This is a genomic window from Curtobacterium sp. PhB128 (assembly GCF_004340725.1).
Lineage (GTDB): Bacteria > Actinomycetota > Actinomycetes > Actinomycetales > Microbacteriaceae > Curtobacterium.
Map to the genome: position 1 here is coordinate 42441 of NZ_SLUR01000007.1, position 22326 is coordinate 64766.

The window sequence follows — 22326 nt, forward strand, 5'->3', positions numbered from 1 at the left end:
GGCACTCACAGGATGACCGGCCGCCCGGCGTACCGTCGAGGGCATGCGCGCCATCACGTTCGACGACACCACCATGTCCGTGACCGACCTGCCCGACCCGGTGCCCGCCGCGGGCGAGGTGCTCATCGAGGTCGCCGCCGCCGGGGTGAACAACGCCGACCTGCAGCAGCGCGCGGGGAACTACCCGCCGCCGCCCGGAGCCTCGGAGATCCTCGGGCTCGAGGTCTCCGGCACCGTCCGGGCACTCGGCGACGGCGTGACCTCGGTGGCCGTCGGCGACCGCGTGTGCGCCCTGCTGTCCGGCGGCGGCTACGCCTCGCTCGTCGTGGCTCCCGCGACGCAGGTGCTGCCGGTCCCCGACGCGGTCGACCTGGTCGAGGCTGCCGGCCTGCCCGAAGCCGCCTGCACCGTGTACTCGAACATCGGCACGCTCGCCGGACTCCGCCCCGGGCAGACCCTGCTCGTGCACGGTGGCACCGGCGGCATGGGCTCGCACGCCGTCCTGTGGGCGAAGGCCCTCGGTGCCACGGTGATCGCGACGAGCGGCGGTGACCGCAAGGTCCAGGCGTCGCGTGACCTGGGTGCCGATCTGGTGGTCGACCACCGCACCGAGGACTTCGTCGAGCGCGTCCTCGCGTTCACGGACGGCGTCGGGGTCGACGTGGTGCTCGACGTCGTCGGACCGTCGTACCTGGCGCGGAACCTGCAGGCCCTCGCACCCAACGGGCACATCGCCGTCATCGCCTCGGGCAGCGGCAGCACCGCCGAGCTCGACCTCGGTGCGCTGATGCGGAAGCGGGCGTCGATCAGCGGGACGACCCTGCGCGCCCGGCCGCTCGCCGAGAAGGCCGCGATCGTCGCCGCCGTCCGTGAGCACGTCTGGCCCTTCGTCGCCGACGGCAGCGTCCGCCCGGTCATCGACACTGTCCTTCCGCTCGCCGAGGTCGAAGAGGCGCACCGGAAGGTCCGCGACGGCGAGGTCGTCGGGAAGGTGCTGCTGACGCTCTAGGCGCGTGGGCGGGCTGCGCCCGGGTGCCCTGCGCCCGGGTGCGCTGCGCCCGGGTCTGCCGCGCTCGGCCGCACCAGGTCGAGTACCTGCCCGCACTTCGCGCCGAACGTCGCACGGAGCAGGTCCGCCGCGTCGCGGTCCTCGTCGAACCGTGCGGGCATGTCGATCGCGAGCATGATCGCGAAGATCATCCCGCTGCCGAGGAAGCCCTGCACCTGGTCGTCCGGGATCCCCGCCTCGTCCCGCAGGAACCGGTAGATCTCGAGGAAGCCGTCGCGTGCGGCCGCACCGATCGCGGGCTCGGCACCGGAGACGAACCCCTGCAGCAGCACGGTGTGCAGGCCCTGCTCGGCAGCGAGGTCGACGAACTGCTCACCGATGACGTGCGCCGGCACGTCGTCCGGGCCGAGGGTCGTCAGGGTCTCGCGCCAGGCGTCGAGCAGGATGCCGAGGGTGTCGCGGAAGACCTCGAGGAACAGCGCTTCCTTCGACCCGAACATCCGGACGACGTACGGCTGGCTGATGCCCGCCGCCGAGGCGATCTGGTCGGTGGTGGTGCCGTGGTACCCCTGGCGGCCGAACACCCCGCGTGCGGCTTCGAGGATCATCGCGCGACGCTGCGCTGCCGGCATCCGGACGGCTGTCTCCGTGCTCATGGTTGACATGTTATCAGTCGATTACTACAGTCCGTCGAGACAAGTAATCATCGGATTACCAACGACTGGAGACACCATGTCCCGACGCATCCCCGTGTGGCTCGCGATCGCCGCCGCATCCCTCCCGATGTTCATGGCGACGCTCGACAACCTCGTCGTCACCAGCGCACTCCCCGCCGTGCACGCCGACCTCGGCGCCTCGGTCGAGGAGCTGCAGTGGATCACCAACGCCTACACGCTCGCCTTCGCCGCCCTGATGCTGCTGGCCGTCGGCCTCGGCGACCGCATCGGCCGCCGCCACCTGTTCATCGCCGGCATCGGCGTCTTCACCGTCTCGTCGGCCTTCGCGGCGATGAGCACCGACCCGACCGCCCTCATCGTCTGGCGCGCGGTCGAGGGGGCCGGCGCCGCGGCGATCATGCCCCTGTCGCTGACCCTGCTCGTCGGCAGCGTCCCGGACCGCCTGCGGACCGTGGGCATCGGCGTCTGGGGCGGCATCTCCGGCCTCGGCGTCGCGCTCGGCCCGCTCATCGGCGGAGCCGTCGTCGAGAGCTGGAGCTGGGAGGCGATCTTCTGGCTCAACGTCCCCGTCGGCGTGATCGCGATCCCGCTCGCCCTGTTCGCCCTGCCGAACACCCGTGGCGCCCGGGTCCGGACCGACGTCCTCGGCGTCGTGTTCGCGGGTCTCGGGGTGCTCGGCGTCGTGTTCGGCATCGTCCGCGGCAACGACGCGGGCTGGACGAGCACCGAGGTGCTGGTCGGCCTCATCGGTGGCGGCGCACTGCTCGTCGCGTTCGTCGTCCGCCAGGCCACGACGGCCGCACCGCTCCTGCCGCTCCGGTTCTTCCGCGACCGCAGCTTCACCCTCGCCAACCTCGTCGCCATGACGTTCTCGTTCGGCGCGTTCGGGTCGGTCTTCATCCTGATCCAGTTCCTGCAGGTGGTGCAGGGCCGGTCACCGCTCGAGGCCGGCGTCTGGACGATGCCGTGGACGCTCGCACCGATGATCGTCGCGCCGCTCGCCGGGATCATCGCACCACGGGTCGGCACCCGGGTGCTCATCGCCGGCGGCATGGCGTTCCTGTCCGCCGGACTGTTCTGGATCGCCGCCACGATGTCCGCCGACGTCACCTTCACCGGCCTCCTGCCCGGCTTCCTGCTCGCCGGCATCGGCATGGGCGCCGTGTTCGGGCCGATCTCGACCGCCGTGCTCGCGCGGATGCCGCAGGACGACCACGCGAAGGCCTCCGGCGCGAACTCCACCCTGCGCGAGATCGGCGTCGCACTCGGCATCGCGGTGCTCACCGCCGTGTTCACCGGTGCCGGCGGCCAGCTCACGCCCACCGGCTACGTCGACGCGGCACAGCCCGCCGTGCTGGTCGGAGCGGCCGTCGTCGCAGCCTCGGCGCTCGTCGCCGTGTTCCTGCCGGCGGGTCGCGGATCCCACGTCCCCGACGTGGTCGCCGATGATGCTCGGGAGGCGCGCCCCACGCCCGCCGTCCCGGCTCCCGTCGCGTAAGCGCCCGGTCTGGTCCTAGGCGTGGACGCGGGAGAGGAACTCGACCAGCGCCGGGTGCTGCGGGGCGTCGAGGACCTCGGCGGGGACGCCCTGCTCGACGACCTCGCCCCGGTGCAGGAACACGATCCGGTCGGCCACGTTCCGCGCGAAGTGCATCTCGTGCGTGGTCATCAGGATCGTCGACCCCTGCCGCTTCAGCTCGGTGACCAGGTCGAGCACCTCGCCGACGAGCTGGGGGTCGAGGGCGCTCGTGACCTCGTCGAGCAGCAGGAGCTCGGGGTCGGACGCGATCGCCCGGACGATGGCCACACGCTGCTGCTGGCCGCCGGAGAGCCGGTCCGGGTAGGCGTCGGCGAACTCCGCGAGCCCGATCCGTTCGAGCAGCCGACGCGCGGTCGCCTCCGCCTCGGCCCGGCCGACGCCGTGCACCTGCCGTGAGGCGAGTGTCACGTTGTCGAGCACGCGCATGTGCGGGAACAGGTTGAACTGCTGGAAGACCACGCCGATCCGCGCACGGACACCGTCGACCGCGACGCGGGGATCGGCGATGTCGGTGCCCTGCAGCAGGATCTCGCCGTCGTCGATGCCCTCGAGCAGGTTCACCGTCTTGAGCAGGGTCGACTTGCCCGAGCCGGACGCCCCGATGACGCAGATGACCTCGTGGCGGTGCAGCGTCAGGTCGATGCCGCGCAGGACCTCGTGCTCGCCGAAGGCCTTGCGCAACCCGCGCAGCTCGAGGACCGCAGCGTCCGCACCCGACGCACCACGGGCCTCCTGGCCGACCTCGCTCATACGGTTCCTCCGATCTGCTCGCGCCGCTGCTGGCGGCGCGCGATCGCGTCCGTGACGCGGATCAGCGGCAGGCTGATCACCACGAACAGCAGCCCCGCGACGAAGTACGGCGTGAAGTTGTAGGTCTCCGCCTGCGCGATCTGCGCCGAACGGACCGCATCGACCGCGCCGAGGATCGACACCAGGCCGACGTCCTTCTGCATCGAGACGAAGTCGTTCATCAGTGCCGGCGTGACCTTGCGGATCGCCTGCGGCAGCACCACGAGCCGCAGGGTCTTGGCGTGCGAGAGCCCGAGCGACCGGGCGGCCAGACGTTGCGAGGGGTGCACGGCCTCCATGCCGGCGCGCAGGACCTCGGCGATGTACGACGAGTACGTCAGGACGATCGCGATGGTGCCCCAGACCTCGGCGGGCAGCCGCGGGAACACCCCGAGGCCGGGGATCCCGTAGCCGACCAGGTACAGCACGATGATGAGCGGCAGGCCGCGGAACAGGTCCGTGTAGCCGGTCGCGAGCATCCGCAGCGGGAAGAAGACCGGGTTCCGCAGGCCCCGCACCACTGCGAGCAGGGTGCCGAACACGGCGACGCCGATGGCGCTGAAGAACAGGATCCGGACGTTCAGCCAGAGGCCCAGCAGGATGTCCGGGAACGTGTCGATCGCGGTCTGCGGGTCGAAGAACGACTGCTGGACCGCTGCCCAGCCGGGGGTGTTCACGACACCGAAGTAGGCGATCGCGATCACCACGAGCGTCGACACCACCGACACCACGATCGACCGGCGTCCGCGCTGGCGGCGGTAGAGCCGACGTTCGAGCTCGACCTGGCTCGGCGCGGCTGCGGCGACCGGGGTCCCGGCGCCTGCTGGCACGGTCATGCGGTTACTTCAGGACCGGGGTGTTGGTCTCCGAGGAGAGCCACTTGGTCTGCAGGTCCTCGAGCGTGCCGTCGTCCGTCAGCGACTTGAGCGCCTTGTCGACCTTGCTCGTGAGCTCCGAGCCCTTCGGCAGGACGAAACCGAACTGGTCGCCCGTGCCGTCGGACGGGAACTGCGCCGACACCGTGCCGTCGTCGAGCTGCGCTGCGGCCATGTAGAACGCCGTCGGCAGGTCGGTGACGATCGCGTCGATCTGGCCCGACTTCAGTGCGAGGACGGCGTCGTCGTTCGAGTTGAAGACCTGCGGGGTGATCCCGAGCACGCTCTTCACGCTCGCGATCGACGTGGACCCGGTGGCGACGCCGATGGCGTCCTTCTTGAGCGCGGCGATGCTCGTGTCGTCGACGGCCTTCGAGGTGCTGGTCGTCACCACGGCCTGCGTGGTCGTGTAGTACGCGCTCGACATGTCGACGGCCTTCTTGCGCTTCGCGTCGATCGAGAACTGCTGGACGTTGAGGTCCCAGTCCTTCGGGCCCGGTGCGATCGCACTGTCGAAGGTGCTGCGCTTCCACACGACGTCGGACTTGCTGTAGCCCATCTCCTTCGCGACCGCGTAGGCGACGGCGGACTCGAAGCCCTTGCCGGACTCCGGCTTGTTGTCCTCGATCCACGGCGAGTACGCCGGCTCACCGGTGGCGACCGTCAGCTTGCCGTCGGTGACGGTGCCGTCTTCGTTGCTGCCGCTGCCGGCGGCGCACGACGTCAGGGCGAGGGCGGCGACCGCGGCTGTTGCGACGGCGAGGGTGAGGCGGAGGGATCGGGTCACGGTCGGGCCTTCGTGCGAGGGGGTGGGGGCAGGTCGAAGTGTACTTCGCGGTGGGATACCAACGCGACTCCGGGCGCTCCTCGTGACCCGGTCTCGTGTCACACACCAGTCGACGGGTCGACGTCTGGCTGGTAATCTGGCGACGCGGGCTGAACCGAGCGCATGCTCGGCTGAGGTCTGAGATCAAGGGGCGTCCCAGCACGGGGCGCCCCCTTTCTGTTCTCGGAACGCTCCCGAACGCGATCACGGCCAGACGACGATGGCGTCGCGCCGAGCGTTCGTCACCTCGGTGCGCCAGACGGGCCGCAGCTCGTCCCACATCGTCTCGTCGCAGACGCTGCCGCTCTTCGCGCCGGGTGCCTGGAACCGCCGGAACCCCGCGTACGCGACCAGGTCGGCCGCCTGGACGAAGTAGGACGACGCCGAGTCACGAGGGACCGGATCCTCGACGAGCAGCGGCGCGCTGACGCGAGAACCCCCTGGTGCGAAGCTGTGCCGCCGGAAGCGCCGGTGGATCGCGCGGACCGTCGCGTCGTCGCCCGCGTCGTGCACGAGGATGATCGGCTTGCCGGATTGCTCGGACCGGATCCGGAGACGCTGGAGCAGGTAGGTCCAAGCCCGGTCCTCGGGCCGGTAGTCCATCGGCCGGGCTTCCTTGTCGATGACGATGGCGAAGACCCCGGAGGCCACGACGCTCAGCGCACCGAGCGATCTGCGGAACACGTCGCGACGCTGGCCGCCACCGAGCCCGAGGTGGCGGAGGTCCCCTCGCCCGCGCAGGAGCACGTTCGCCTTGAGCTCATGGCGGAGGAGGATGCCGTACGTGTCCCGGATCTCGCGACGGACCCCCGTCAGCCAGTCGAGACGATCGGTCCAGTCACCGCCAGGGACGAGCACGCATCCCAGCGTGCAGGTGCGCGTCGCGCCCGGGGACACAGCCGGATCCCCCTTGTCACCGGTCTCGTCCACGTACGCGAACTCGAACTCGAACGGAGCGTCGAGCGCCGCACGGGCGAGGGCGGGAACGCGACCGGATTCCATCCGACCAACATACCAATGTGGTACGTCAGTCGGCCATCGTGAAGTCCTCGAACGAGAAGCCCGGCGACACCAGGCAGCTCAGCAGCACCTCGCCGTCGTTCGGGATCGTCCGCTGCCACACGCCGCCGCGCACGAACGCCTGTGCGTCGTTCACCCGGTCACGTCCGGCGTCGGGCCCGAGGGTGATCCGCGCACCGGGCTCGGGAGCATCGCCGGAGCCGCCGAGTTCGAGCTCGACGGTGTCCGGACCGTGCCACATCCAGATCTCGTCGCTCGTCACCCGGTGCCAGGCCGAGGCCTCGCCCGGGGGCAGCAGGAAGTGGATCAGGGTCGCGGCGGGGCGGTCCCCCGCGGGCGTCGTCACCGTGGCCGGCGAGGTCCAGGTGCGGACGTACCAACCACCTTCGGGGTGCGGCTCCATGCCGAGGGCGATGGCGCGCTTCGGCACGTCGAGCCACTCGATCAGTTCGCCGTCGACGGTGCGACGGGCGGCCATGCCGGGGCGGGGTGCGGTCTCGGTCATGATTCCTCCACAGGGATGACAGGGCGGGCAGGGCGGTCGGGCGACGACGTGGGCACGCCGGTCAGTGCCCCGTCGACGGCGCGGACGACCCCGCGGATGACGGTCGCGGACGCACGCCCGGCTCCGTCCTCGACGAGTTCGGCGAGTGCGTCGGGCACGGTCCGGGCGTCGACGTCGAAGACGGCCAGGTCGGCGCGGGCCCCCACTGCGAGGTGGCCGATGCGGTCCGGGCCGACGGCGAGTCCCATGGCGTGCGCACCGCCGAGGGTCGCCGCCGCCAGGAGCCGCTCGTGCAGGTCGCGGTGGCCGTACCCCTGAGCACGGGCGATCCGGTGCAACGCCGTGACGTCGGCCATCAGGTCGAGGGACGGTGACGACGACAGCGAGTCGGTGCCGATGGCGATCGGGCTGCCCTCGCGCAGGTAGTCGGCGACCGGTGGCGGATCGAGGCCGATGACGGCGTTCGAGCGCGGGCACAGTGCGACTGCGGTGCCGCGAGCGCGCAGGAGCGCCCGGTCGGCAGCGGTCATGTAGACGCCGTGCGCGATGTGGCAGTCCGGGCCGAGCACCCCGAGCCGGTCGACGAACGCGGTGGCGCTCGCCCCGAACCCGAGTGCCCGGAGCGCCCGGAACGAGGGCACGTTCGCCAGGTGCCAGTCGTTGCCGTGGCCGACGCCGTCGACGCCGTCGAGTCCGGGGACCGGTCCGAGGGCGATGCGCTCACCTTCGAAGGCGGCCTCGCCGAGGTGCAGGTGCAGGCGGAGCCCACGCTGCCGGACGATGTCGGGGAGTTCGAGGAGGGGCGCGACCTCGAGCGAGTACGGCGCATGCGGCGACAGACCGGCGCCGGGGTTCGTCGGGATCCGGGCGAGTTCGTCGAGCACCTGGTCGCGGCCGTGCGACTGCCAGGCGTCGTTCTCCCAGTCCATCACCTCCCAGTAGGCGATGCCGCCGAGCCCGGCATCCTCGAGCGCGGTGGAGGCCTCGATGTCGGTGACGATGTCCGCGATGCTCGTCACGCCCGCGCGGATCGAGGCGGCGGCGCCAGCGGCTGCTTCGGCCCGCCAGTCGTGCGGTTCGGCGTAGTCCCGGTTGAACGCGGACGCCCAGTCCTCGAAACCGTCGTACTGACCTCGGCCAACACTGGCCATGCCGGTGTACTGCAGGTGCGAGTGCGCGTTGACGAGACCCGGCAGGAGGGCTCCGCGCCACTGCCGTTCGGTGAACGTCGCACCCGAGCCGGCGAGCTGGTCGACGACCCAGGAACGGTCGCCGACGTGCAGGATGCGGCCGTCCTGCACCGCGACCGCGCCGTCGGCGATCGGCGGCGCGGTCATCGGCACGACGACGCGCGCCGAGTGCACGACGACGGAGTGGTCGGCACGCGGGTGCGCGGCGATCGGGTGCACGTCGCTCGGGTGCACGGCGCTCATGCGGGGTCTCCGAAACGACGCGTCCGGACGTCCGGCTCGCGGTCCGCAGGGTGTTCGGCGGGAAGGCCGGGAGGAACGGGGCGCGCTCCGAACGCGGCGAGCGCCACGCGGGCGGTCGCGTCGTCGACCGCGGGATCGATGGGCACGACGGCTCGCTCCAGTTCGTCGCCGCGCTCCAGCAGCATGCGGACGGCCCCGAGCTGCGCGGCGAAGGACAGGTCCATGATCTCGATCGGGTTGCCCTCGGCCGCGGTGATGTTGATGCAGCCGCCGCGGTCGAGCACGATCGGTCCGCCCTCGGCGTCGGGGAACACTAGGCGCTCGGCCTTCGGACCCACTGGCCGCAGTCCGGCTCCGGCGGCGCGGGCGTCGTCGAGCGCGACCTCGTGGTCGACCCCACCCGCGACGGCGACGACGGCCCCGTCCGCGCACGAGCGCAGCACGCGCAGGTCGATGGTGTCGGCGACCCCGGTGGCGCTCACCACGAGGTCGGCGTCCTGCACGGCCTCGGCGAGCGGCGCGACGGCGTGGCCGGCGAACAGCGCCTGCAGGGCGCGCACCGGGTCGGTCTCGGCGACCGTGACCCGGAAACCGAGGGCGGTGAGCACCAACGCGACCCCCTCGCCGACGTGCCCGAACCCGGCGACGACCGCCGCGCCTCCCGAGATCGCTCGGTGCGTACCGGACGGGAGCCCGTCGACCAGGTCGAGCATCGCGAACACCGTCGACTGCCCGGTGCCGTACCGGTTGTCGAAGAACGTCTTGGTGCGGGCGTCGTTGACGGCGACCACGGGGATGCCGAGCTCGCCCCGCGACGCCATCACGCGCAGGGGTCGGAGGCCGCTCGTGGTCTCCTCGGCCGCGCCGAGCATCGTCGGCAGCAGGTCCGGACGCTCCTGGTGGGCGAGCCGGATGACGTGGGAACCGTCGTCGAGCAGGATGTGCGGGCGGGTGTCGAGCATCGCGAGGGCGAGCGACTTCTGCTCCGGCAGCGAGGCCGCGCTGCTCGCGTGCACCGTGAGACCAGCTGCCCGGAGCGACGCGGCCACGGCGTCGTCGGTCTCGTCGGCGTGCGCGTAGACGACGACCTCCGCACCGGCGTCGCGGAGGAGCAGGCTCAGCACCGCCGTCTTCGGCTCGAGGAACATCGCGACGCCGATGCGGGTGCCGCGGAGCAGTCCACCGTCGCGGAGTTCGGCGGCGACCGCGCGCGAGACGGGCATCGAGCGTCGCGCCCAGCGCAGCCGGGCGTCGGCGGCCGGGTCGTCCTCGGGGTCGCGGCCGGTGGAGACCAGGAAGACGTCGTCGGAGAGCATTGGGACGCCGAGCACGCCCGGGCGGGCGGTGACGACGGGGCCGAAGGCGTCCTCGTCGACCGCGGGCAGGTGCCGGCCGGCGTCGATCACGATGAGCGTGGCGCCGCGGGGGCGGTCGGCCTCGCGCTCGATGACGGGGGTGGAGTCCTCGGGGGAACCGAGGCACCAGAGCTGGTCGATCGGTTCGTGCTCCGCGGCCGGGCGCGCACCGAGGCCGGTCAGCAGGCCGTGCAGCGCCGACGCGTCGCGGAGGTCGCCACCGACGATGCGGAACCGACGGGCCGCGACGAGCAGGTTCGTGACCGCGGCGAAGCGCCGGACGGCCGCCGACGCCCAGGATCGCGTCTCGGGGTCGGGTCCTGGCGGCATGCCCCAATCGTAGGGAATGCGCGGGGGTCCGCCGACGTACTCTCTGGGCATGAGCGATGCATCCACGACCGAAGTGTTCGACAAGGTGACGATGTTCGGTGCGGACTGGTGCCGCGACTGCCGCCGGTCCAAGGCGCTGCTCGACACCCTCGGCGTCGACTACGAGTACGTCGACGTCGAGCAGGACCTGTCGGCGGCCGACCGTGCCGAGGCGATCAGCGGGCGGAAGAACATCCCCGTCGTGGTGCTGCCGAACGGCAAGCACTTCGTCGAGCCGTCGGACGCCGAGCTGCGCGCCGAGCTCGAGGCCTCCGGCGCCGTCTGAGCTGCGGGCGGCTCGGCCGGCCGGCCGCTTCCGCGAAAGCGACAGTCTGTCGCCGAACATCGGCGGCAGTCTGTCGCGCTGGCGGCACCGACCGTGCGACGGGACGAGATCTGTCGCCTTCGCAGGATGCTCTGGGATCAACCCGGCCAGGAGGCGCGGTGCGCGCCCGACCCGCACCGTGCCTCCCGGCCGTGGTCGTGTCCAGGGCCCACCTGCGTGGTCGAGCGAGGGTGACGCTTTGCGCTTCCGCGAAAGCGACAGTGTGCCGCCGAACATCGGCGGCACACTGTCGCTCTGGCGGACCGACCGGCAGATGACGGCGACTTCTGTCGCTTTCGCACCAAGCACACCGAGCAACCGGGCGGACATCGGATGAATCGGGCATCATGAGGGCGTGATCATCGACGCTCACCACCACCTCTGGGACCCCGCCGACCGGCCGTACCCCTGGATGGACGACTCCGTCGCCCCGATCCGCCGCCGGTTCGACGTGGAGGACCTCCGCGCAGCGACGCAGGACACCGGCGTGACGCGGACCATCGTCGTGCAGGCCGTGCACGATCCCGACGAGACGGCCTGGCTCCTCGAGCAGCCCCGACCGGTCGCGGGCGTCGTCGGCTGGGTGGACCTGACCGCACCGGACGTGGCGGACCGGATCGCCGCCGTCCGTGCGCTCCCCGGCGGTGATCGCCTCGTCGGCATCCGGCACCTGGCACAGGACGAACCGGACCCCGGCTGGCTCGGCCGCCCCGACGTCGCCCGCGGGGTGCGAGTCCTCGCCGGTTCAGGCCTGGTGTTCGACTTGCTCGTCCGCGCCCGAGAGCACTCGGCCGCGCTGGCCCTGGTCGACGCCGTCCCCGACGCATCGTTCGTGCTGGACCACGCCGGCAAACCATCGATCGACACGGGTGACCCGGCCTGGCGCGGACGGATGGCCGACTTCGCTGCACGCCCGAACGTCACGTGCAAGGTCTCCGGCTTGCTCACCGAGGCCGGACCGGACTGGCGCGACCGCCCGGTCGACCGGTACGTCCGCGCGGTCGTGGAGCAGTTCGGCCCCGAGCGGTCGCTGTTCGGCTCGGACTGGCCGGTGTCGACCCTGGCGACCGGGTACGCCGAGGTCGTGCAGCGGACGACGGACGCACTCGCCGACCTGTCGACGACCGAGCACGACGCCGTCTTCGGCGGAACCGCGGAGCGCATCTACCTTGTCCCGATGACCACGCAGACATAGGATGTTTCTGGCTGCACTGGCGCAGCCGGAGAGCGAGGAACGATGCAGTTCGCACGACTCGGCCCGGCGGGGAGCGAGATCCCCGTGGCCATCGACACCGACGGCGAGGTCTTCGACCTCCGCTCGATCACCAGTGACATCAGCGGGGCCTTCCTGGCCTCGGACCCGGTCGGCCGCGTCGACCACGCCCGCAGCGCCGGCGACCTGACGATCATCGGGCGAGACCGGGCCGACGGCATGCGGCGCGGGGCACCGATCGCCCGCCCCGGCAAGGTCGTCTGCATCGGCCTGAACTACCGCGACCACGCCGCCGAGACCGGCGCCGACATCCCCACCGAACCGATCGTGTTCATGAAGGACCCGATGACGGTGATCGGCCCCGACGACGAGGTCCTGATCCCCCGGAACAGCACGAAGACCGACTGGGAGATCGAGCTCGCGATCGTCATCGGCCGCACGGCCCGGTACTGCGAGACCGATGCGGACGCCGAGGCCTCCATCGCCGGCTACGCCATCGCGAACGACGTGTCCGAGCGGGAGTTCCAGCTCGAACGCGGCGGGCAGTGGGACAAGGGGAAGTCCTGCGAGACCTTCAACCCGCTCGGACCGTGGCTGGTGACGCCCGGGTCGCTCACCGCCGCCGGCCTCGACCCCGCGGCACTCACGCTCCGGCTGACCGTCAACGGCGAGGTCCGGCAGGACGGCACCACCGCCGACATGATCTTCCGTCCTGTGGAGATCGTCCGGTACCTGTCGCAGTTCATGGTGCTGTACCCCGGCGACGTCATCAGCACGGGGACCCCGGCGGGCGTCGCGCTGGCCGGACACGCGCCCTACCTGCAGCCCGGCGACGTCGTCGAGCTCACCGCCGACGGGCTCGGCTCGCAGCGCCAGACGGTCGGAGCAGCCTGATGGCGGACGCAACCGGCAGCGCCGGCACCGGCGGCGGCGCCGGCCGCACTAGCAGCGCCGGCGGAACCGGCTCCGGCAGCGCCGGCAGCCACGACGGCGTCCGGGCCATCGTCACCGGGGGCGCGTCCGGCATCGGCGCGGCGATCGCCGCCGCCCTGCGGGACCGCGGTGCGACGGTCGCCGTGCTCGACCTACAGCCGTCGACCGCCGAGGGGTTCCTCTCGGTCACGTGCGACGTCAGCGACGACGCCTCGGTCCGCACCGCCGTCGCAACCGCCGTCGAGCAACTCGGCGGCCTCGACGTCCTGGTCAACAACGCCGGCATCGGCGCCCAGGGCACGGTCGAGGACAACGACGACGACGAGTGGCGCCGCGTGTACGAGGTCAACGTCCTCGGGGCCGTGCGACTGTCGCGCGCTGCGCTCCCCCACCTGCGGGCATCGGGCAACGCGAGCATCGTGAACACCTGCTCGATCGCCGCCACCGCAGGGCTGCCCCAGCGGGCGCTGTACTCGGCGACCAAGGGTGCGATCGCCGCCCTGACCCGCGCGATGGCCGCCGACCACATCCGCGAGGGCATCCGGGTCAACGCCGTCAACCCCGGCACGGCCGACACCCCGTGGGTCGCGCGGTTGCTGTCCACGGCGGGCGACCCGGCCGCCGAGCGCGCTGCCCTCGAGGCCCGGCAGCCGCACGGTCGGCTCGTCCAGGCGGAGGAGGTCGCCGAGGCGGTCGCCTACCTGACGAGCCCGCTCGCCCGGTCCACGACGGGCGTCGACCTGGCCGTCGACGGCGGGATGCAGGCCCTCCGGCTGCGGCCCGCCTGATGGTCCGGCCGTGACGACCGGGAGGCCCGGCTATCGTCGACCTGTCGGCTCGCGTCCGCGAGCGGGCCGGGATCAGGAGGTGGTGACGTGGCGTCGCTGACCGACGATGCGATCGCACGCATCCAGCAGATGATCGTGAGCGGTGAGCTCCAACCCGGGCAGCGCCTCCCGCCCGAGAAGGAACTGAGCGAGTCGCTCGGCCTGTCGCGGAACAGCCTGCGCGAGGCGGTGAAGGCCCTCGAACTCATCCGCGTGCTCGACGTCCGCCGCGGCGACGGAACCTACGTGACGTCGCTCGAACCCGGTGTCCTGCTCGAGGCCGTGTCGTTCGTCGTCGACATGCACCACGACCGGTCCCTCGTCGACCTGCTCGAGGTCCGCCGCATCCTCGAGCCCGCGTCCGCCGTCCTGGCGACCGCGCGGGCCTCGGAGCAGCAGATCGACGAGCTCGCCACGCTGATGCAGTCCGTCGGTGAGGACACCGGCGTCGAGGACCTCGTCGCGCACGACCTGCTGTTCCACTCGACCATCGCGGGCATCGGCGGCAACCAGTACCTGTCCGGGCTGCTCGACGCGCTGTCGAGCAAGACCGTGCGGGTGCGGGTCTGGCGCGGGCTGACGCAGAACGGCTCTGTGCAACGCACCCTCGACGAGCACGCCGCCATCGTGGACGCCATCCGACGCCGGGATCCGCAGCTCGTGCAGGCACTCGTGGTGTCGCACGTCGAGGGCGTCGAGCGCTGGTTGCGGCGCTCCCTCGACTGAAACCGAGAACGGGTGCAGGTGGGTGGGTGTTGTGTCGGTCGTCGGCCCTGACTCCGGCAACCATGCCGCGGCAACCGCACCCACGAGGAGGAAACCGTGCTCGGTCTCATCATCAGCTTGATCATCGTCGGACTCATCGCCGGCGCCATCGCCCGGCTCGTCGTCCCCGGCAAGCAGAACATCTCGATCCCCATGACCATCCTGCTGGGCATCATCGGCTCGTTCGTGGGCGGGTTCCTCGGGTTCCTGATCTTCCGCCACGACCCGATGGACGGCTTCTTCCAGCCGGCCGGCATCATCGGTTCGATCATCGGCGCCATCATCGTGCTGATCGTCTACATCCGCTTCTCGGGTCGCAGCGCCAAGACCCGCTAGGCAGGTCTCGGCGGGCACGACTCGCTGCACAACCAAAGTCACCCCGAACCGCGCATCCGTGCGGTTCGGGGTGACTTTGGTTGTGCGGGGCTCAGGCGGTGAGCAGGCCGGCCGCGCGGAGGTCGTCCCACAGGGTCTCCGGAACGACGGCCGCAGCCCGCTCGACGTTCGAGCGCACCTGCGCGGCGGACTGCACGCCGAGGGCGATCGCGGCCACCGCAGTCGCACGCCGCGGGAACGCCAGCGCCGCCTCGGGCAGCGTGACCCCGTGCCGCTCGCAGACGTCGGCGATCGCGTTCGCCCGCGCGACGAGTGCCGCCGGTGCCGTGGCGTAGTCGTACGTCGCGGTGGCGTCCGGCCGGTCCTGCCCGAGCAGTCCCGAGTTGTAGACCCCGACCGCGACGACCGCGACACCGAGCGAGGCGCACCGTGCGACGAGCTCCGCCGCGGGCTGCTCCAGGAGCGTGTACCGGCCCGCGAGCATGACCACGTCGCACAGCCCGGTGGACACCGCGGCGTCGAGGGCCTCGACCGAGTTCGACCCGACGCCGACGGCCCGGACCACGCCTTCGTCCCGCAGCTCGGCGAGCGTCGGCAGCGCCTGCGTCAGGCCGTCCTCGAGCGAGTAGACATCGGGGTCGTGCAGGTACGCGACGTCGACGTGGTCGAGTCCGAGCCGCCCGAGCGACTCATCCAACGACCGCCGGACGCCCGTCGGTGAGGGGTCCCACTGCCGCACGGTGTCGTTCGGCACCGCGAACCCGCCGGAGGCCAGGTCGTCCCCGTCGCCACGCCCGGGGACGAGCAGCCGCCCGACCTTCGTCGACACCAGGAACGAATCGCGCGGACGGTCGGCGAGCGCCGCCCCGAGCCGCCGCTCCGACAGCCCGAGGCCGTAGTGCGGCGCGGTGTCGAACCCGCGCACGCCGGCGTCCCACGCCGCGTCGACCGTGGCACGGGCGTCGTCGTCGGACACCGGGCGCAGCAGGTTCCCGATGCCGGCGCCGCCGAACCAGAACGGACCGCGGTCGAGGTCGGTCATCCCTGTCCTTCCAGCGTCCAGACGAGCGGGATCCCGTCGTCGTTCCCCGAGTAGTCGTCGTCGGCTTCGAGCAGCGGGTTGATGGTCTCCTGCCACTCGGCGTTGACCGGGTCGTCCGCCAGTGAGCGTCGCATCGCCCGGTAGTCGGACACCTCGATGAGGTGGACAAGGTCCTGGCCGTCGCGCCAGATGCTCCAGTTCGACACCCCGGCCGCCCGGAGTCGGTCGACGAGCGCGGGCGGGACGGCGGCGTGCGCGCGCTCGTACTCCGCCTCCGTCCCGCTGCGCAGCCGGGTCCTCGAAAGGATGCGCTGCATCAGTCGCGCAGGAACAGTTCGACCACCGGCACGGCGACGTCGGGTCGCACGATCGGCAGCGTGAGCGTCAGCGTCCCCGCGGGCTGCCCGCCGAGCCCGGTGTTCTGCGCGCGGGTCCCCGGCGGGATCTCGCGGAAGTGCAGCTCCGACGCGTCGTTGAGCAGCTGGGCGTAGGCGACGCGTCCGGCCAGGTCGGGCAGGTGCACGTGCTCGAACGGCCACGCGAACAGGTGCAGGTACAGGCGGTTGCCGTTCTGCGTGTACACGCTGTTGCGCGGTGCGACGAACGACGACGGTCCGGCGCCGTAGACGGAACGGGCGTGCTGGTGCATCCACGTCCCGATGCCGTCGAGGGTCTGGCGCGAGACCCCGTCGAACTCGCCACGGCCGGTGGGGCCGATGTTGAGCAGCATGTTCCCGTTGTTCGAGACGCCGTCGACGAGCATGCGGACGAGCAGGTCGACGGGCTTGAGGTTCACGTTGTCGCGGTCGTAGCCCCACGATCCGTTGAGCGTCTGGCAGGCCTCCCACGGCACCTGGGCGCCGTCGACCTCCATCGGCTTGTCCGGCTGGTACTGCTCCGGGGTGACGATGTCGCCCGGCAGGTCGAGCCGGTCGTTGACGATGATGCCGGGCTGGAGCCGTCTGGTCAGTTCGAGCAGCTCCGAGGATCCCCAGTCGTCGCGACCCTTGCCGCCCCAGATGTCCTCGTGGTCGTTGTCCCGGTACGAGAAGTCGTAGAACAGGTAGTCGACCTACCCGTAGTCGGTGAGCAGCTCCTCGACCTGCCCGTGCAGGTACTCCCGGTAGCGCGACATGTCGCGGCCCTGGTTGAACGCCTCGATCTCCTCGGGCGAGTCGTCGCGCCTCGGGTGCACGCCGTCGACGGTGAAGTCCGGGTGGTGCCAGTCGATGAGCGAGTGGTAGAAGCCGACCCGCAGTCCCTCGGCCCGGACGGCGTCGACGAACTCGCGCACGATGTCACGGCCGAACGGGGTGTTCGTGGACTTGTAGTCGGTGAGCTTGCTGTCCCAGAGGCAGAAGCCCTCGTGGTGCTTCGTGGTGAGCACGACGTACTTCATGCCGGCTTCGCGAGCACGGCGGGCCCAGTCGGCGGCGTCGAACAGGTCGGGGTCGAAGTGGTCGAAGTACTTCTGGTAGTCGGCGTCGGTGATCCGTTCGCGGTTCTTCACCCACTCGTGCCGTGCCGGCAGGGCGTACAGCCCCCAGTGGATGAACATGCCGAACCGGTCGTGGGTGAACCAGGCGGGCAGGCCGCTCGCGTCGGTCGCGGTCTGCGGCTCTGCAGGTGCGGTGATGGTCATGAGGCCAGTGTTCCTTTCAGAGGGGGGAGGGGCGTCACCGGCCGCCGAGGCCGCTGGTGACGATGCCCTTGACGAGGTGCTTCTGCAGCAGGACGAGCAAGATCACGGTGGGCAGCATCGAGATCACCGACGCCGCCATCACGAGGTTCCACTCGGAGCCCTGCTGGCCGAAGAACTGCTGCAGGCCGAGTGGGATGGTGCCCCGGGCCTCGACGTCGTTGACGATGACGAGGGGCCAGAGGAACGAGTTCCAGTACGAGATGAACGAGAACACCGCGAGGACGGCCATGGTCGGTCGGGCGAGCGGCATCATCACCGAGAAGAAGGTCCGGATCGCGCCGGCCCCGTCGACCCGGGCGGCGTCGTCGAGTTCCTGCGGCACGGTCAGGAAGAACTGCCGGACCAGGAACGCGCCGAGGGCCGTGAACGCCCACGGGATGATGAGCGCCTGGAACGTGTCGACCCAGCCGAAGCCCTGCATCATCACGTACATCGGGATGACGAGGACGTCCTGCGGGATCATCAGCGTGACGAGGAACAGCAGGAACACCGTGTTCCGGCCGCGCCAGCGCAACCGTGAGAACGCGTACCCGGAGAGCACGGCCACGGCGACGTTGATCGCCGTCCCGACCGCCGCGACGAAGACGCCGTTGAGGATGAAGCGGGCGAACGGCAGGTAGGTGAACGCCTGCATGTAGTTGTCCCACGCGAGCGAGCGACCCCAGAGCGTCGGCGGGGTGGTGAACACCTGGTCGGCGGGCTTGAGGCTCGTCGCGACCATGTAGATGAGCGGCGAGACGAACAGGAGCGTGACGAGGCAGAGCAGGGCGTACCCGATCGCGTGCCGGACCCGCCCCGGTCGTGGCGCGGACTTCGTCCTGGCGACGGCACGGGGGTTGACCGTCCGGTTCGACGTGGTGGCACCGACGTGCCCGCGGACCGCTTCACTCATAGTGCACCCACCGCTTCTGCCCGAGGAACTGGACGGCCGTGATCCCGAGGATGATGACGAACAGCACCCAGGCGCCGGCCGAGGCCAGACCGAGCTGCTGGTTCTGGAAACCGGTGTTGTAGATGTACTGCACGAGGGTCTCCGTCGCGGTGCCCGGCCCGCCCTTGGTGAGGACGAACGGCTGCACGAACACCTGGAACGAGGTGATCAGCGTCATCATCGTCGCGAAGAACACCGACGGCGAGATGAGCGGGAACTTGATGGCCCAGAAGGTCTGCCAGGCGTTCGCGCCGTCGAGCTGCGAGGCCTCGATCTGGTTCTCCGGCACGGCGTCGAGCGCCGCCGAGAAGATCAGCATGTTGTAGCCGAAGCCCTGCCAGACGCTCATCGCGACGATGGCGAGCATCGCCCAGTGCTCGTCGGCGAGGAAGTTCGGCGCGTGCACGCCCACGGTGGACTGCAGTGACGCGTCGATCGCTCCCCCGGGCTGGTACAGCATCCGCCACACCACGACGTTCGCGACGATCGGCGTGATGGTCGGGATGAAGAACAGGACGCGGAAGACGTGCCGGCCGGCGATCCGCGGCGTCAGCCATGCGGCGAGCCCGAGCGACACGACGAGGTTGAGCGGCACGTAGAGCACCACGAACAGCGCCGTGTTGAGGGCGACGGTGCGGAAGACCGGGTCGGCGAAGAGCCGGGCGTAGTTCTCGATGCCGGCCCAGCTGCGCTCGCCGAGCATGGGCCAGTTCATGAAGCTGACGACGAGTGAGGCGACGATCGGGAACGCCGTGAAGACGACGAGTCCGATCGAGTGCGGTGCCGCGAACGCGGCGCCCCACCAGGAGCGGCGCCCGAGTGCGCTCGTGTCCTCGCCGTCCTTCCGCCGCGGGGTGGCGGCTCCGACCGCGATCGCGGTCGCGACCGCGGGGACGGCCGCTTCGGCCGGTGGGTCCTGGATGGTGGTCATGCGACGACCTCCTCGTCGTTCGCGCGGTCCTGAACAGGGGATGGATCGGACGGGAGGCCCGTGGCGGGGCCGCAACGGGCCTCCCGTCCGATCACTGGTTCAGCTGGTCACTGCGTGCCGAGCTGGCCGGCGATGGAGGACATCGTCTCCTTGCCGGAGGTCTGCCCGTTCACCGCCTGCAGCGCGTACTGCGTGAACAGCTGGGAGAGCTGGTCGCTCTGCTTGTTCCCGAGGAGCGGCGAGGACTTCGCGAGCCCTGCCTTGAGCGCGGCCTCGGCGCCGTCGATGCCGGCGCTCGAGTACCACGCCGACTGGGCAGCGGTACGGCCGGGGAAGGCTCGTCCCGCTTCGGCGAGCGAGGTCAGGACCTTCTCGCTGGTCATCGTCTGGACGGCCTTGAACGCCTGCTCCGGGTACTTGCACTGCTTCGAGACACCGAAGCCGGAGCCGGCGGCGAAGGTCGACGGACCGGACGTCCCCGCGGGGAGCGTCGTGACCCCGAGGTCGAACTTCACCTTGGCCTTCTGGCTGATGAGCGACCACGGACCGTCGGTGTACATCGCGACCTTGCCGGCGGCGAAGTCGTTGCCCGGCGTCGACGCGTCCGACGACGCCTGCGTCGCGTAGCCCTTCTCCACCAGTGTCGAGAGCCAGTCGAGGCCGTCCGCGAACTTCGCGTTCGACGCGTCGAGCTCGCCGTCGGACGTGATCACCCGGCCACCGTTGTAGCCGTAGACCATCGACTCGAGGTTGAGGTCGCCCACCGTCGAACCGAACATGGTGACGCCCTTCGCCTTGAGCGCGGCGCCCGCCGCCTCGAAGTCGTCGACGGTCCATCCCGGCTTCGGCTCGGCCACGCCGGCCTTCGTGAAGACGTCCTTGTTGTAGAACATCATGATGGGCCCGGTGTCGTAGGGCAGGCCGTAGAGCTTCCCGTCGACCTTCATGCCGTCGAGGGCGGTGCTGTCGAACGCGGACAGGTCGGTGCCGTCCTGCTTCGCGAGGTCGTCGAGCGGCAGCAGCGACGACGTGTAGTTCGCGGTGCGGAGCGACTGCATGCTCACGACGCACTGGGCGCCGCCTGCACTCAACTGCGTGCTGAGCTTCGTGAAGTAGTTCTCGAACGGCGCGCCCTGGATCGTCAGGGTGATGTCGTCCTCGCTCTTCACGGTGTCGGCGACCTTCTGCCAGGCGGCCTTGTCCTCCTTCCCGGCGATCCACATGGACCAGGTCAGGGCGTCCTTCGACTGGCTTCCACCGGCACTGCTGCCGGAGGAACAGCCGGTGAGCACGAGGGCCGCGGCAGCTGCTGCCGCGAGCCCGGTGATGATGCGTCGTCGTTGCATCGGAGTCTCCACTTCGTCGTGGTGATGGGGTGTGTGGGGTGGTGGGATCAGGCGACGCGGACCGCGTCGGGGACCGTCTCGGTGTCGACGACGGCCCAGGCCGGGCCGTCCGGGAACGCGTAGGCGTCGAGGGAGTCGGCGAGCATCTCGGTGCCGGCTCCCGGAGCGGTCGGCGGCCAGTAGCGGCCGTCGTGGACGTCCACCGGGGTCACGAAGTGCTCGTGCAGGTGGTCGACGAACTCGATGCAGCGGGTGTCGAGGTCGCCGGTCAGCGCGACGGCGTCGAACATCGACAGGTGCTGCACCGCCTCGCACAGGCCGACCCCGCCGGCGTGCGGGCACACCCGGACGCCGTGCTTCGCGGCGAGCAGCAGGATCGCGAGGTTCTCGTTGACCCCCGCGACCCGGGTGGCGTCGATCTGCAGCACCGACATCGACCCGGCCTGGATGAGCTGCTTCGCGATCACCCGGTTGGCCATGTGCTCGCCGGTCGCGACCGGGATCGGGGCGATGCGTCGGGCGATCTCGGCGTGCCCGAGGACGTCGTCGGGGCTCGTGGGTTCCTCGACCCAGGCGAGGCCGAACGGGCTCAGCCGTTCGATCCAGGTGACGGCCTCGTCGACGTCCCACCGCTGGTTGGCGTCGACCGCGATCCGGATGTCGGGGCCGACCGTGGCGCGGGCGATGCCCATCCGGCGGACGTCCTCGTCGAGGTCGCCGCCGACCTTGAGCTTGATCTGCTCGAAGCCCTCGTCGACGGCCTCGCGGCAGAGCCGGGCGAGCTTCTCGTCGTCGTAGCCGAGCCAGCCCGGGGTCGTCGTGTACGCCTGGTAGCCCTGCGCTTCGAGCCGAGCCCGACGGGTCGCACGGTGCGGTTCGGCGGCCCGGAACAGCTCGAGCGCCTCGTCCGGGGTGATCGCGTCGGTGAGGTACCGGAAGTCCACCAGGTCGACGAGTTCCTCGGGGCTCAGGTCCGCCAGCAGCGCCCACAGCGGCTGTCCCGCGCGCTTCGCCCGGAGGTCCCAGAGCGCGTTCACCACGGCGCCGATCGCCATGTGCATGACGCCCTTCTCCGGGCCGAGCCAGCGCAGCTGCGAGTCGTGGACCATGGCGCGCCAGGTGCCGCCCATGTCGGCGAGGACCGCTTCGGCGTCGGCGCCGACGACGTGCCCGCGCAGGGCGGCGATCGCGGCTTCCTGCACCTCGTTGCCGCGGCCGATCGTGAAGACGAAGCCGGTGCCGACGTGTCCGTCCAGGGCGTCGGTCGTGATCTCGACGTACGCGGCGGAGTAGTCGGGCGCGGGGTTCATGGCGTCGGATCCGTCGTGCTCCCGAGAGGTCGGGAAGCGGATGTCGCGCACGTGCAGACCGGTGATGCGGCTCATTCGTGTCTCCTGCCGTCCGGTCTCCGTCGACCGAACGAGGCAATCAAAACATCGGATGTCTCGCGCGTCAAGAGAACTCTTCGTCACGTTCTGGTCTCGAACGGGGCCGAGTCGTCGGATGGCTGCGCGTCGCGTCGGCGTGGATTGCGGCGGCGTGGCCGATCCGCGAAAGCGACAGATCCCCGCCAACTG

At 70.8% G+C, this 22326-nt stretch carries 22 protein-coding genes and 1 pseudogene; 8 read left to right on the forward strand and 15 right to left on the reverse strand.

Annotation, left to right across the window (positions count from 1 at the left end):
* Window positions 1-43 precede the first annotated feature (43 nt).
* Window positions 44-1009, forward strand: a complete 966-nt coding sequence (locus EDF23_RS13010) for an NAD(P)H-quinone oxidoreductase (protein ID WP_131921880.1) — start codon at window positions 44-46, stop codon at window positions 1007-1009.
* On the opposite strand, the gene EDF23_RS13015 is transcribed toward EDF23_RS13010, so the two are convergent.
* On the reverse strand, window positions 1006-1665 hold the full coding sequence (locus EDF23_RS13015) for a TetR/AcrR family transcriptional regulator (protein WP_134195304.1): 660 nt from the start codon (window positions 1663-1665) through the stop codon (window positions 1006-1008). The two genes, EDF23_RS13010 and EDF23_RS13015, sit on opposite strands and share 4 nt — an antisense overlap.
* A gap of 76 nt (window positions 1666-1741) precedes the next feature.
* Here EDF23_RS13015 and EDF23_RS13020 point away from each other — a divergent pair, with 76 nt between their 5' ends.
* Complete coding sequence (locus tag EDF23_RS13020; protein WP_123936817.1) at window positions 1742-3184, forward strand: DHA2 family efflux MFS transporter permease subunit; 1443 nt, start codon at window positions 1742-1744, stop codon at window positions 3182-3184.
* A 15-nt stretch (window positions 3185-3199) separates the two neighbouring features.
* On the opposite strand, the gene EDF23_RS13025 is transcribed toward EDF23_RS13020, so the two are convergent.
* The 7 genes from EDF23_RS13025 to EDF23_RS13055 form a co-directional block, all read right to left on the reverse strand.
* Window positions 3200-3976, reverse strand: a complete 777-nt coding sequence (locus tag EDF23_RS13025; protein WP_123936818.1) for an amino acid ABC transporter ATP-binding protein — start codon at window positions 3974-3976, stop codon at window positions 3200-3202.
* Window positions 3973-4851 (reverse strand): amino acid ABC transporter permease, encoded by an 879-nt coding sequence (locus tag EDF23_RS13030; protein ID WP_131877411.1) that lies wholly within the window; start codon window positions 4849-4851, stop codon window positions 3973-3975. The genes EDF23_RS13025 and EDF23_RS13030 overlap by 4 nt, the downstream gene beginning before the upstream one ends.
* Window positions 4852-4855: 4 nt before the next feature.
* The gene (locus EDF23_RS13035) at window positions 4856-5677 is read right to left on the reverse strand and encodes an ABC transporter substrate-binding protein (protein WP_131921881.1); all 822 of its coding nucleotides are present in this window, start codon (window positions 5675-5677) and stop codon (window positions 4856-4858) included.
* Window positions 5678-5920: 243 nt separating this feature from the next.
* Window positions 5921-6718 carry a DUF3800 domain-containing protein gene (locus EDF23_RS13040; RefSeq protein WP_131921882.1) on the reverse strand — a complete coding sequence of 266 codons (798 nt, stop codon included), beginning with the start codon at window positions 6716-6718 and terminating at the stop codon, window positions 5921-5923.
* A 25-nt stretch (window positions 6719-6743) separates the two neighbouring features.
* Window positions 6744-7241, reverse strand: a complete 498-nt coding sequence (locus EDF23_RS13045) for a cupin domain-containing protein (protein WP_235035774.1) — start codon at window positions 7239-7241, stop codon at window positions 6744-6746.
* Window positions 7238-8578 carry an amidohydrolase family protein gene (locus EDF23_RS13050; protein WP_243648926.1) on the reverse strand — a complete coding sequence of 447 codons (1341 nt, stop codon included), beginning with the start codon at window positions 8576-8578 and terminating at the stop codon, window positions 7238-7240. Before EDF23_RS13050 ends, EDF23_RS13045 begins: the two co-directional genes overlap by 4 nt.
* 92 nt (window positions 8579-8670) lie before the next feature.
* Entirely contained in the window at window positions 8671-10359 is a 1689-nt protein-coding gene (locus tag EDF23_RS13055; RefSeq protein ID WP_165901126.1) for an adenosylhomocysteinase, read from the reverse strand.
* 49 nt (window positions 10360-10408) lie between these two features.
* Here EDF23_RS13055 and EDF23_RS13060 point away from each other — a divergent pair, with 49 nt between their 5' ends.
* The 6 genes from EDF23_RS13060 (at window position 10409) to EDF23_RS13085 (ending at window position 14797) form a co-directional block, all read left to right on the forward strand.
* Entirely contained in the window at window positions 10409-10684 is a 276-nt protein-coding gene (locus EDF23_RS13060) for a glutaredoxin domain-containing protein (RefSeq protein ID WP_123340820.1), read from the forward strand.
* A 394-nt stretch (window positions 10685-11078) separates the two neighbouring features.
* The gene (locus tag EDF23_RS13065) at window positions 11079-11918 is read left to right on the forward strand and encodes an amidohydrolase family protein (protein ID WP_131921884.1); all 840 of its coding nucleotides are present in this window, start codon (window positions 11079-11081) and stop codon (window positions 11916-11918) included.
* 42 nt (window positions 11919-11960) lie between these two features.
* Window positions 11961-12830, forward strand: coding sequence for a fumarylacetoacetate hydrolase family protein (locus tag EDF23_RS13070; RefSeq protein ID WP_131921885.1), 870 nt, complete (start codon window positions 11961-11963; stop codon window positions 12828-12830).
* Window positions 12830-13657, forward strand: coding sequence for an SDR family oxidoreductase (locus EDF23_RS13075; protein WP_131921886.1), 828 nt, complete (start codon window positions 12830-12832; stop codon window positions 13655-13657). Before EDF23_RS13070 ends, EDF23_RS13075 begins: the two co-directional genes overlap by 1 nt.
* Window positions 13658-13744: 87 nt before the next feature.
* Entirely contained in the window at window positions 13745-14422 is a 678-nt protein-coding gene (locus EDF23_RS13080; RefSeq protein ID WP_111086323.1) for a FadR/GntR family transcriptional regulator, read from the forward strand.
* A gap of 96 nt (window positions 14423-14518) precedes the next feature.
* Window positions 14519-14797 (forward strand): GlsB/YeaQ/YmgE family stress response membrane protein, encoded by a 279-nt coding sequence (locus tag EDF23_RS13085; protein ID WP_131921887.1) that lies wholly within the window; start codon window positions 14519-14521, stop codon window positions 14795-14797.
* A gap of 91 nt (window positions 14798-14888) precedes the next feature.
* Here EDF23_RS13085 and EDF23_RS13090 read toward each other — a convergent pair whose 3' ends face one another.
* The 7 genes and pseudogenes from EDF23_RS13090 to EDF23_RS13120 all read right to left on the reverse strand — a co-directional run bounded on the left by EDF23_RS13090 (window position 14889) and on the right by EDF23_RS13120 (window position 22134).
* On the reverse strand, window positions 14889-15839 hold the full coding sequence (locus tag EDF23_RS13090) for an aldo/keto reductase (RefSeq protein ID WP_131921888.1): 951 nt from the start codon (window positions 15837-15839) through the stop codon (window positions 14889-14891).
* Window positions 15836-16156, reverse strand: a complete 321-nt coding sequence (locus EDF23_RS13095; RefSeq protein WP_131921889.1) for an L-rhamnose mutarotase — start codon at window positions 16154-16156, stop codon at window positions 15836-15838. Before EDF23_RS13095 ends, EDF23_RS13090 begins: the two co-directional genes overlap by 4 nt.
* Window positions 16156-17481: pseudogene (locus EDF23_RS13100) on the reverse strand (alpha-L-fucosidase). Before EDF23_RS13100 ends, EDF23_RS13095 begins: the two are co-directional and overlap by 1 nt.
* Window positions 17482-17515: 34 nt before the next feature.
* Window positions 17516-18433, reverse strand: a complete 918-nt coding sequence (locus EDF23_RS13105) for a carbohydrate ABC transporter permease (RefSeq protein ID WP_131921890.1) — start codon at window positions 18431-18433, stop codon at window positions 17516-17518.
* Window positions 18426-19403, reverse strand: a complete 978-nt coding sequence (locus EDF23_RS13110) for a sugar ABC transporter permease (RefSeq protein ID WP_123936828.1) — start codon at window positions 19401-19403, stop codon at window positions 18426-18428. The genes EDF23_RS13105 and EDF23_RS13110 overlap by 8 nt, the downstream gene beginning before the upstream one ends.
* A gap of 107 nt (window positions 19404-19510) precedes the next feature.
* The gene (locus tag EDF23_RS13115) at window positions 19511-20749 is read right to left on the reverse strand and encodes a sugar ABC transporter substrate-binding protein (RefSeq protein ID WP_235035775.1); all 1239 of its coding nucleotides are present in this window, start codon (window positions 20747-20749) and stop codon (window positions 19511-19513) included.
* Between the two features lie 47 nt (window positions 20750-20796).
* A complete protein-coding gene (locus tag EDF23_RS13120) occupies window positions 20797-22134 on the reverse strand; it encodes an enolase C-terminal domain-like protein (RefSeq protein WP_131921891.1) in 1338 nt (445 codons plus the stop codon).
* Between the last annotated feature and the right edge of the window lie 192 nt (window positions 22135-22326).